Raw genomic sequence first — 9,828 nt, 5'->3', positions numbered from 1 at the left:
CCGACCGTGGCGGCCGTCCGGGCCGGCGTCCAGCGCGGCGTGATCGAGCTGCGTAACACCTTCACCAACGCTCAGGACCTGTGGAACTACTTCTTCCCGGATTCGCGGCTCATGTCCGCTCTGCCGGGGCCACCAGTGCAAGATCGCGGGACTTGGGGGCGCGGGTTAGTCCTTGAGCTGGTACGTGGGGCGGATTACGGCGCGGGCGAGGGTGTGGAAGGCGAGGTTGAAGCCGACGAAGGCGGGGCTGGCGTTCTTGCCGACGTCCAGGCGCTCGACGTCTACGGCGTGCACGGCGAAGACATACCGGTGCGGGCGGTCACCGGGCGGCGGGGCGGCGCCGCCGTAGCCGGTGTCGCCGTAGTCGTTGCGGATGCTGAAGGCGCCGCCGAGGTCGCTCTCCTTCACCCCGGTGGGCAGCTCGGTCACCGAGGCGGGTACGTCCACCAGCACCCAGTGCCAGAAGCCGCTGCCGGTCGGGGCGTCCGGGTCGAAGCAGGTCACCACGAAGCTCTTCGTCCCGTCGGGGAAGCCCGACCAGGCGAGCTGCGGGGAGACGTTCTCGCCGCCGGCGCTGCCGTGCGCGTACCGGGCCTCCATCGGCTCGCCGTTGTGCACGTCGTCGCTGGTGAGGCTGAACGACGGCACCGTGGGCAGCAGCTCGTACGGGTCCGGGGCGATCGGTCGTTCCAGGGTCATCGAAACGGGTCCTTCCGGGTGCGCGTTTTTCCTGCGCCCCTTCATACCCCGTCGACGCGCCGCTTCGAACCGAAAGCGTGTCGTGTCCGGCCCCATGGCGTGAAACCATCGCGGGTAGCGGGCGGAGCGTCGCCGCCGCCCGGCTGACCGACGGACGGGTCCTCACCGACGGGACGTGCCGGTTCTGGTTCAGCGTGCCGGCCGGCCAGGACGGCTCCCGCCTGCTGGTCGTCGGGCGGGACGGCGGGGCATACACCGAGGCGGGCCTGAACGGCACGCTGGTGATGGTCCGTCTCGGCGGTTGACGCGGAGGGTGTGGGATTCGAACCCACGAAGGACATCGCTGCCCTTACCGGTTTTCAAGACCAGCGCCATCGGCCACTAGGCGAACCCTCCCGGGCCACGCCCCCCGCAGGGTACGCGACCGTGCCTAGTCTGCCACGGGCGCTCGGTCGGGCGAGCCGCCGTCCCACCATCACTGGCACGATGGCCGGATGTGGGAGACCCCGGCGGTGGTGCTGATCACCGGGATTCTGGCGGCCGGCAAGTCCACTGTGGCCGAGCTGCTGGCCCGCCGGGTGCCCCGCTCGGTGCACCTGCGCGGCGACGTGTTCCGCCGGATGGTGGTGAACGGACGGGCGGAGATGACCGCGCAGCCGTCCGAGGAGGCGTGGCGGCAGCTCAGGCTCCGGTACGAGCTCGCCGCGACGGTGGCCGACCGCTACGTCGGGGCAGGCTTCACCGTCGTGCTCCAGGACGTGGTGCTGGGGGCGGACCTGCCGGCCATGGTCGCGCGGGTCCGGCACCGGCCGCTCGCGGTGGTGGTGCTCGCGCCGCGCCCGGAGGTGGTCGCGGTCCGCGAGCGGGACCGGCCGAAGAAGGCGTACGGCGACTGGCCGGTGGCGGACCTGGATGCCGGGTTCCGGTCCGACACCCCGCGGATCGGGCTCTGGCTGGACACCTCGGACCAGACGCCGGAGCGGACGGTGGCGGAGATTCTGGCCCGGGCGTGGACGGACGGCCGGATCGGGTAAGACTGGGCCATGCGCGCGATCACGATTCCGGAACCCGGCGGACCCGAGGCACTCGTCTGGGCGGAGGTGCCGGATCCGGAGCCGGCCCGGGCGAGGTGATCGTCGACGTGCGGGCGAGCGCGGTGAACCGGGCGGACCTGTTGCAGCGGCAGGGGCACTATCCGCCACCGCCGGGGGCGCCCGCGTACCCCGGCTTGGAGTGTTCCGGGGTGATCGGCGCGATCGGTCCCGAGGTGACCGGCTGGACGGTGGGCCAGGAGGTCTGCGCGCTGCTGGCCGGCGGCGGGTACGCCGAGCGGGTGGCCGTGCCGGCCGGGCAGCTGCTGCCGGTGCCGGCCGGCGTCGACCTGGTCGAGGCGGCGGCCCTGCCCGAGGTGGCCTGCACGGTCTGGTCGAACGTCGTCGCGCTGGCCCGGCTCACGAAGGGTGAGACGCTGCTCGTGCACGGCGGCGGCAGCGGGATCGGCACCTTCGCCATCCAGCTCGGCGCGGCCCTCGGGGCGATCGTGGTGGTGACCGCGCGGGCGGCCAAGCACGAACGGCTGCGCGAGCTGGGCGCCGCGCACACGATCGACTACCGCGAGCAGGACTTCGTCGAGGAGGTCCGTCGGGTGACCGACGGCCGGGGCGCGGACGTGATCCTCGACATCATCGGCGCCGCCTACCTGCCGCGGAACGTGGCGGCGCTGGCGACCGGCGGTCGTCTGGTGGTGATCGGCATGCAGGGTGGCCGCAAGGGCGAGCTGGACCTGGGCGCGCTGCTGGCCAAGCGGGCCTCGGTGGCAGCGACGGCGCTGCGCTCCCGCCCGCTGGCCGAGAAGGCGGAGATCGTCCGGGGGGTCCGCGAGCAGGTGTGGCCGCTGGTGGAGTCCGGGGCGATCCGCCCGATCGTGGACCGCCGGCTGCCGATGGCCGACGCGGCCGAGGCGCACCGCCTGGTGGAGACCAGCGACCACCTGGGCAAGGTGCTGCTCGTCGGCTGACCGCTCAGTCGGACGCGGCGTCGGCGCCGGGGCGGGCCAGCATCAGCCGGGCACCCGGGCCCTCCGCGGCCAGCGCGTCCTCCGGGTTGTAGAGCGTGCAGCGCTGCAGCGACAGGCAGCCGCAGCCGATGCAGCCGTCCAGGTCGTCGCGGAGCTTGCCGAGCAGCCGGATCTTCTCGTCCAGCCGGTCCCGCCAGGCCCGGGAGAGGGCGGCCCAGTCGTCCGGCGTCGGGGTACGCGACGACGGCAGCGAGTCCAGCGCCTCCCGGATCTCCTCCAGCGAGACGCCCACCTGCTGGGAGATCCGGACGAACGCCACCCGGCGCAGCTCGGTGCGGGCGTACCGGCGCTGGTTGCCGCCGGTGCGCTCGGCCCGGATCAGGCCGAGCCGCTCGTAGTAGCGCAGCGCCGAAGGGGCGACCCCGCTGCGGGCGGAGAGTTGCCCGATGGTGAGTGATTCGTGCATCACACGACCTTGAGTTGAAGTGAGCTTCAGGTCGCAGGCTAGCCGCATGACGACGACGACCGCCACCGACCCCGTCACGCTCGGGGCGCTGCTGGACCGGATCCGGGCCGGCCGCGAGTTCGGTGCCAACGTGTACTCGACGCTGGACGTGCTCCAGGTGCTCTACGACCGGGTGCTGCGGATCACCCCAGCGACGATCGACGACCCGGACCGGGACCGCTTCCTGCTCTCCAAGGGGCACGCGGTGGCCGGCTACTACGCGCTGCTCGCCGCGAAGGGGTTCATCCCGGTGGAGTGGCTGGACGACCAGGGCGGCCCGGAGAGCCGGCTCGGCGACCACCCGGACCGGCTGCTGGTGCCCGGGGTGGAGATCGGCTCCGGGTCGCTCGGCCACGGGCTGGGCCTCGGCGTGGGCACCGCGCTGGGGCTGCGGGCGCAGGGCCGGCTCGACCCCCGGGTGTACGTGCTGCTGGGCGACGCCGAGCTGGACGAGGGCTCCAACCACGAGGCGATCGCGTACGCCGGGGCGACCGGGCTGGCGGGGCTGACCGCGATCGTGGTCGACAACCGCTCGGCGAGCCATGGCTGGCCGGGCGGCGCGGCGAGCCGGTTCACCGTCAACGGGTGGACCGCCGCGACCGTCGACGGGCGCGACCACGAGGCCCTGCACACCGCCCTCACCGGGCACGACAACCACCGGCCGCACGTCGTCGTCGCGGTCGTCGCAGAAGAGGAGTGATCGTGCGCGACACCTTCGTGACCAGCGCCACCGCACTGCTGGACGACCCCCGGACCACTATCGTGCTGGCCGACATCTCGGCCGCCGCGTTCGCCCCGGCCGCCCTGCGCCACCCCGATCGGGTGCTCAACGTCGGGATCCGGGAGCAGCTGATGGTGGGTGTGGCGGGCGGGCTGGCGCTGACCGGGCAGCGCCCGATCGTGCACAGCTACGCCCCCTTCCTCGTCGAGCGGGCGTACGAGCAGATCAAGCTCGACCTCGACCACCAGGGCGTCGGGGCGGTGCTGGTCAGCGTCGGCGCGTCCTACGACCGCGCGGCGGCCGGCCGTACCCATCTGGGCTCGGCGGACGTGGCCCTGATCGACACGCTGCGCGACTGGACGGTGCACGTCCCCGGCCACCGGGACGAGGTGCCCGGGCTGCTCCGGGACGTGGTGTGCGGGCAGGACTCGGCGTATCTGCGGCTCTCCACCCAGAGCAACGCCCGCGCGTACCCGGACGCGGGTGACCTTCGGGTGCTGCGCGACGCCGGTCCGGGCGCCCCACTGCTGGTCGCGGTCGGGCCGCTGCTCGACGCGGCGCTGGCCGCCGTGGAAGGGCTGCCGGTCACCGTGGCGTACACGCACCGGCCGCGACCGTTCGACACCGCGGGTCTGCGGGCGCTGGCCGGCGCCGAGGTGATCCTGGTCGAGCCCTACCTGGCCGGCACGTCCGCCCGGGTGGTCGGCGCCGCGCTGGCCGACCGGCCGCACCGGCTGCTCGCCCTCGGCGTGGGCCGCGAGGACCTGCGCCGCTACGGCTCGGCCGAGGACCACAGTCGCTGGCACGGCCTGGACGCCGCCGGCCTGCGCCGGTCGGTCGGCGAATTCCTCGCCGCGGTGCCGGCGCGGCCTGATCGGCCGGGGCGGGCCGGCGGAGGGAGGCGGAAAAAGCGGGACCCCGCGCCTGGGTCGAGCCGGGGCGACGGGGTCCTGCGGTGGTTCGTGCGGGCGGGGCCCGAGGTCAGCGCCGGGCCGTCCCGGCCGGGCGGCGGCGGGCGCGCTCCCGGGCCAGGATCCAGATCGCCTCGACGCCGTCCTTCCAGGTGATCTTCTTGCCCTCCTCGCGGCCGCGGGCGCGGTAGCTGATCGGCACCTCGTACGGGCGGATCCGCTGACGCAGCAGCTTGCCGGTGACCTCCGCCTCCATGCCGAAGCCGCGGGAGCGGATCTGGAGCGAGCGGTAGAGCTCGACCGGCATCAGCTTGAAGCAGGTCTCCAGGTCACCGATGTAGGAGTTGTAGAGCACGTTGGCGGCCAGGGTGACGCCCTTGTTGCCCACCACGTACCAGAAGCTGTAGGAGCTGTGGCTGCCGAACGTCCGATTGCCGTAGACGACGGTGGCCCGGCCGTCGAGGACCGGCTCCAGCAGGCGCGGAATGTCCTGCGGGTCGTACTCGAGGTCGGCGTCGAGGATGACCATGTACTCACCCTCGGCGTTGTCGACGGCCGTCTTGATGGCCGCGCCCTTGCCGGCGTTGCGCTGGTGGGTGATCACCCGCAGCCGCGCGTCGTCCACTCGGCCGAGGACCTCCGAGGTGCCGTCTCGGCTGCCGTCATCGACGACGACGAGCTCGATCTCACACGGGTAGTCGACCGCCAATGCCTGCTTGAGGGCATCCGCGATTCGTTCTTCCTCGTTGTAGACCGGCATGAGGATCGAGAGCTTCACGGGAGATCTCCACGGTGGGGACAGCAAATCGGCCCTAGCGTAGCCTGGCTCTTCGTCGCGGTGCAGCCCGCCACCTCCCCATCGGGCCAGGGGCGCCGGGCGGTCCGACCTCGATGATTTCCGGCGGAGCGTTCGGAACCGCCCTGCTCAGGGCGCGACGCGGTGAAGCGCGGAAGCGGTCGCGGTGCCCGTCGAGCGGCGCCGCCGGCCCGAAGCGCACCACTCGGCCCTGCGGTGCCGGCCGTCCGGTCAGCCGCGACCGGCCCCGGGTACCGACCCGGACCCGCCACCCGCCCGATCTGTCGGAAGAGTTCCCTTCCGCACCGGGGCGCAAGCTTTCCGAGACGCACCCACATCTCTCCATCGGCCGGTTACCTTCCGGTAACTCAATCGACATCCCACGATTGAGACGAAAGGAGCGCGTCGATGCTTGGTACCCCGGCCAGGCGCGTACGGACGACTCGACGGCAGGCCCTTGCCGTCCTGTCCGCCGCCGCCCTCGCCCTGCCGATGCTCGTCGGACCGGCCTCCCCCGCGGCCGCCGCCGACCGTCCCGCCGTCCAGCCGCTCCCGACCGCCCTCGAGACCGTCCGCGCCGCCGAGTCCACCGCGCTCTACGGCTCCCCCGACATCCGCCCGCTGGAGCAACGCCGCACCGCCCTGGTGACCATGGGCGACAGCGAGATCTCCGGTGAGGGGATGGGCAACTACGTTCCCGGCACCCACCAGGACGGCAACTGGTGCGACCGCTCGTACGACCAGGCCGTGTTCCGTACCGGCATCCCGGCCGACGAGAGGTACAACCTGGCCTGCTCCGGCGCCACCCCGTGGAACCTGGTCGCGGGCGGGCCGACCCAGCACAACGAGCTGAACCAGGGTGACTACCTGGCGATCAAGGCCCGCAACACGCACGTCAAGCTGATCTGGGTGGTCGCCGGGGCCAACGGCGACGGCACCATCCAGTTCGGACCCGTCGCCACCGACTGTGCGATCCGTCGCGTCTTCTTCCAGGGCGCGTGCTACCCGACGTACACCGACCAGTGGACGATCCGCACCGACGGCAGCCGGCGCGCGGTCGAGGAGGCGATCACCTCGATCCGGCAGACCATGACCGGGGCCGGCTACCTGCGCTCGGACTACGAACTGGTGCTGATGTCGTACCCGAGCCCGGGCAGCCCGGACGTGGAGGACAACCCGGGCTTCCCCGGCTGGTATGCCGGCGGCTGCCTGCTCTACCTTGCCGACGCCGCGTTCGCCCGGAACAAGGCGGTGCCGCTCTTCGAGTCGGCCCTGCGCGCGGCGGCGACGAACACCGGCACCCGCTACCTCGACGCCAGCCGGCTCTTCCACGGCCACGAGGTGTGCACCGACAACACCTCGGTCCGCGGCCTCTACATCGAGGTCGGCATCTGGGACGAGAACGCCGCCCGGCAGTCGTTCCACCCCAACTACCGCGGGCACGGCATGTTCGCCCAGTGCATCACCCGGTTCTGGAACTCCGGGCAGGAGAAGGCGACCTGCGTCGACCCGGCCAGCACCGGCCAGGGCGTGCTCCAGCCCGGGCTGATGGAGTTCAGGCAGCTCCGCAACGCGGCCACCGGCACCTGCGTGGACGGCAAGGGCTACGACTCGCGCAACGGCACCGTCCAGCAGTCGTACGCCTGCCACGGCGGCCGTAACCAGGGCTTCTGGTACGACCCGACCCGGCAGTCGCTGCACTCGGAGCTCTCCCACGACCGCTGCCTGGACGTCTCCGGCGGGTCGCTGACCTCCGGCACGGCGGTCAACATCTACGACTGCCACGGCGGGCCCAACCAGCAGTTCGTCTTCGCCGGCAGCCAGCTCAAGCCGGCCGGCGCGACCAACCTCTGCGTGGCGTTCGACAACCCGTGGCTGGGCACCCCGCGGCTGCGGCTGGCCAGCTGCTCCACCAGCACCCGCCAGCAGTGGTCCTTCGAGTCGCGGTCGTTCGCCAACCCGGTGGGCTACGGCCACGACGACTTCATCGGCTCCCGGGTCTACTGACCCCGGCGACCGGGCCCCATCCCCGTGGAGGGGCCCGGTCGGCCGTCAGTTCTGCTTGAACGGGACCACGACCAGCCGGGCCACGCCGCCGTCGCCGTCCTTGGCGCCGGCCACGCCGACCGTGGTGCCGACCTTGACGTCCGTCGACTGGATCGTGGTACGCCGCTCGACCACCCGGAGGTCGTCGCCGAAGGTCCAGGTCATGGTGAAGCCGTCGGTCGACTTGACGGTCATGGACTTCGCGTCGATCCCGGTCACCTGGCCGCGCTGGACTGCGACGGTCTTCGTACCGCCGTCCCTGGTCTGGACCACGACCTCGCCGTGCAGGGTGTTCTTGCGCAACAGCACCCGGGCTCGGTGCCGCTTGCGCCACTCCTGGCCGCGATCACCGCGCTTGTCCTTCGGACCGGCCGAGGTGGACGGCTCCGGCTCGGCGGAGGACGACGCGGGCGCGGCGACGGGGTCCACGTCCAGGTCGGCGGCGTCGAAGCCCAGCGCGGCGAGCGCCTGACCGTCCGCGCCCATGGCGGCGGCGACCTCGACCGCGGTCTCCTTCGCCGAATCCTGGGCCAGTCGGGCCGGGCCGCAGCCGGCGAGGCCGAGCGCGGCCGCCGCGAGCAGCGCGGTGACGCCGGTGACGATTCCCTGACGTGCCATCAGTGTTCCTCTCGTCCGTGGAGCATCAGCGTCCCGCGTTCCGGCGAGCGGACCGTCAGCCCGGTGTACGGGTCAGGTAAGGATCTCCGGGCAGCCGGACGGTGAAGGCCGCCCCGCCCTCCGGCGCGTGGCCGGCGGCGATGTCGCCGCCGAGCCGGCGGACCAGCCCGGCGGCGAGCGCCAGCCCGAGCCCGCTGCCCACCTTGCGCACCCCCCGGTACCGCTGGTGCAGCGCGCCGCGCTCGAAGGCCACCGCCAGGTCGTCGTCGGTGAAGCCCGGTCCGCCGTCGCGGACCTCGACGATCCCGCCGGCGGCCGGGTCCGCGCCGGCCGGCCGGGCCGCGAGCACCACCGGCGCCCCCGGCGGTACGACCCGCAGCGCGTTCTCCAGCAGGCCGTCGAGCACCTGCCGGATCCGCCCCGGGTCGGTGTACGCCGGCACCGGCCCGGACGGCACCTCCAGCCGGAACGTCACCCCGAGCGCGGCGCACCGGTCGGACCAGGTCCGTTCCGCCTCGGCGGCCAACCGGGCCAGGTCGACCGGGACCGGTTCGAGCGGGAGGTCGGCGGCCTCCAGCCGGGCCAGCGACAGCAGGTCACTGACCAGCCGGTCCAGGTGCTCGGCCTCGGCGAGCATGGTCCGGCCGGTGTCGGGCACCCCGTCCGCGTCGATCACCCCGTCGGCGAGCGCCTCGGCGTAACCGCGGATCGCGGTCAACGGGGTGCGCAGCTCGTGCGAGACCGAGAGCAGGAACTCGCGTTGCCGCCCCTCGCTGGTGGCCAGCGCGGCGGCCAGGCCGTTCAGCGCGTACGCCAGGTCGGCCACCTCGTCCGGCGGCTCGACCGGTACGCGTACCGCCCGGTCCCCGGCGCGCAGCCGGGCGGCGGCGGTGGCCGCGGTCCGGATCGGCCGGGCCAGTCGGCGGGCGAGCAGCAGCCCGGCCGCCACCCCGGCGGCGAGCCCGGCCAGCAACGGGAGCCAGAGGCTGCGCAGCACCTGCCGCCACGGCCCGCTGCTGGTGGCCCGGGTCAGCACGACGCCGTCGCCGCCGGGCAGCGCCCGCCCCTCGACCAGGGCCCGCTCGCCGTTCACCAGCCGCCGCCCGGAGACGTCCTTGCCGGTCGCCACCCGGGTCACCACCTGCCGGGGCAGGCCGGGGCGGTCCACCTGACCGGCGCGGACGACGTACACGTCGATGTCCTGCTGGCGGAGCTGGCGGATCAGCCGGTCCCCGGCGTTGTCCCGCTGCCGGGCGGGGCGGACCCGCAGCACGTCGGCGGCGAGGCGGGCCTGGGCGGCGAGGGCCGCCTGGTCGCGCCGCTCCGCGCCGCGTACCGCGAGGGGGACCGCGACCAGCGCGGTCACCAGCACCGACACCAGCGCGACCGCGCAGGTGACCAGCACCGCCCGGGTGGTCAGGGTGCCGGCGAACCGCGGGCGCGCGGGCGTCGGCGCGGAACCCGGCCCGATCACCGGCAGGGCGACGGTCGGCTGGTGCGGTCGGCCCGGCCCCG

9 protein-coding genes, 1 tRNA gene and 2 pseudogenes are annotated in these 9,828 nt (G+C 73.5%); 6 read left to right on the top strand and 6 right to left on the bottom strand.

What is annotated here, in order from left to right:
• Positions 1 to 165 precede the first annotated feature (165 nt).
• Entirely contained in the window at positions 166 to 699 is a 534-nt protein-coding gene (locus JNW87_RS28880; protein WP_238454739.1) for a YbhB/YbcL family Raf kinase inhibitor-like protein, read from the bottom strand.
• Positions 700 to 776: 77 nt separating this feature from the next.
• Between JNW87_RS28880 and JNW87_RS28875 the strand changes: the two genes are divergently transcribed.
• Complete coding sequence (locus tag JNW87_RS28875; RefSeq protein ID WP_109805245.1) at positions 777 to 1,004, top strand: hypothetical protein; 228 nt, start codon at positions 777 to 779, stop codon at positions 1,002 to 1,004.
• 2 nt (positions 1,005 to 1,006) lie between these two features.
• On the opposite strand, the gene JNW87_RS28870 is transcribed toward JNW87_RS28875, so the two are convergent.
• A tRNA-Ser gene (locus tag JNW87_RS28870) sits at positions 1,007 to 1,095 on the bottom strand.
• Between the two features lie 98 nt (positions 1,096 to 1,193).
• On the opposite strand from JNW87_RS28870, the gene JNW87_RS28865 reads away from it, so the two are divergent.
• On the top strand, positions 1,194 to 1,733 hold the full coding sequence (locus JNW87_RS28865; protein ID WP_238454738.1) for an AAA family ATPase: 540 nt from the start codon (positions 1,194 to 1,196) through the stop codon (positions 1,731 to 1,733).
• 9 nt (positions 1,734 to 1,742) lie between these two features.
• A pseudogene (locus JNW87_RS28860) lies at positions 1,743 to 2,716 on the top strand (NAD(P)H-quinone oxidoreductase).
• A 4-nt stretch (positions 2,717 to 2,720) separates the two neighbouring features.
• Here the strand turns inward: JNW87_RS28860 and soxR are convergent.
• Complete coding sequence (soxR, locus tag JNW87_RS28855) at positions 2,721 to 3,182, bottom strand: redox-sensitive transcriptional activator SoxR (protein ID WP_109805242.1); 462 nt, start codon at positions 3,180 to 3,182, stop codon at positions 2,721 to 2,723.
• A 46-nt stretch (positions 3,183 to 3,228) separates the two neighbouring features.
• Between soxR and JNW87_RS28850 the strand changes: the two genes are divergently transcribed.
• On the top strand, positions 3,229 to 3,921 hold the full coding sequence (locus JNW87_RS28850; RefSeq protein WP_238454737.1) for a transketolase: 693 nt from the start codon (positions 3,229 to 3,231) through the stop codon (positions 3,919 to 3,921).
• Between the two features lie 2 nt (positions 3,922 to 3,923).
• Positions 3,924 to 4,805: pseudogene (locus JNW87_RS28845) on the top strand (transketolase family protein); the annotation flags it as partial.
• A 118-nt stretch (positions 4,806 to 4,923) separates the two neighbouring features.
• On the opposite strand, the gene JNW87_RS28840 reads toward JNW87_RS28845, so the two are convergent.
• Positions 4,924 to 5,631, bottom strand: coding sequence for a glycosyltransferase family 2 protein (locus tag JNW87_RS28840; protein WP_109805239.1), 708 nt, complete (start codon positions 5,629 to 5,631; stop codon positions 4,924 to 4,926).
• Positions 5,632 to 6,057: 426 nt separating this feature from the next.
• Between JNW87_RS28840 and JNW87_RS28835 the strand changes: the two genes are divergently transcribed.
• The gene (locus JNW87_RS28835) at positions 6,058 to 7,656 is read left to right on the top strand and encodes a ricin-type beta-trefoil lectin domain protein (RefSeq protein ID WP_238454736.1); all 1,599 of its coding nucleotides are present in this window, start codon (positions 6,058 to 6,060) and stop codon (positions 7,654 to 7,656) included.
• Positions 7,657 to 7,701: 45 nt separating this feature from the next.
• On the opposite strand, the gene JNW87_RS28830 is transcribed toward JNW87_RS28835, so the two are convergent.
• Both JNW87_RS28830 and JNW87_RS28825 read right to left on the bottom strand, forming a co-directional pair.
• Positions 7,702 to 8,313: a hypothetical protein gene (locus JNW87_RS28830; RefSeq protein ID WP_109805238.1), complete on the bottom strand. Its 612-nt coding sequence runs from the start codon at positions 8,311 to 8,313 to the stop codon at positions 7,702 to 7,704.
• A gap of 55 nt (positions 8,314 to 8,368) precedes the next feature.
• The coding region (locus tag JNW87_RS28825) for a sensor histidine kinase (protein ID WP_375373555.1) at positions 8,369 to 9,828 on the bottom strand (1,460 nt) is incomplete at its 5' end.

This window comes from Micromonospora sp. ATA51 (genome assembly GCF_016802855.1).
Taxonomy (GTDB): domain Bacteria; phylum Actinomycetota; class Actinomycetes; order Mycobacteriales; family Micromonosporaceae; genus Micromonospora; species Micromonospora sicca.
The sequence above is the reverse complement of the archived record's forward strand: the minus strand, read 5'-3'. Positions and strand labels throughout refer to the sequence as shown.

Excerpts from the sequence above, each read along its gene's own strand:
- soxR (WP_109805242.1), bottom strand. The coding sequence starts at position 3,182 with ATGCACGAATCACTCACCATCGGGCAACTCTCCGCCCGCAGCGGGGTC.
- JNW87_RS28880 (WP_238454739.1), bottom strand. The coding sequence starts at position 699 with ATGACCCTGGAACGACCGATCGCCCCGGACCCGTACGAGCTGCTGCCC.
- JNW87_RS28835 (WP_238454736.1), top strand. The coding sequence starts at position 6,058 with ATGCTTGGTACCCCGGCCAGGCGCGTACGGACGACTCGACGGCAGGCC.
- JNW87_RS28830 (WP_109805238.1), bottom strand. The coding sequence starts at position 8,313 with ATGGCACGTCAGGGAATCGTCACCGGCGTCACCGCGCTGCTCGCGGCG.
- JNW87_RS28865 (WP_238454738.1), top strand. The coding sequence starts at position 1,194 with ATGTGGGAGACCCCGGCGGTGGTGCTGATCACCGGGATTCTGGCGGCC.
- JNW87_RS28850 (WP_238454737.1), top strand. The coding sequence starts at position 3,229 with ATGACGACGACGACCGCCACCGACCCCGTCACGCTCGGGGCGCTGCTG.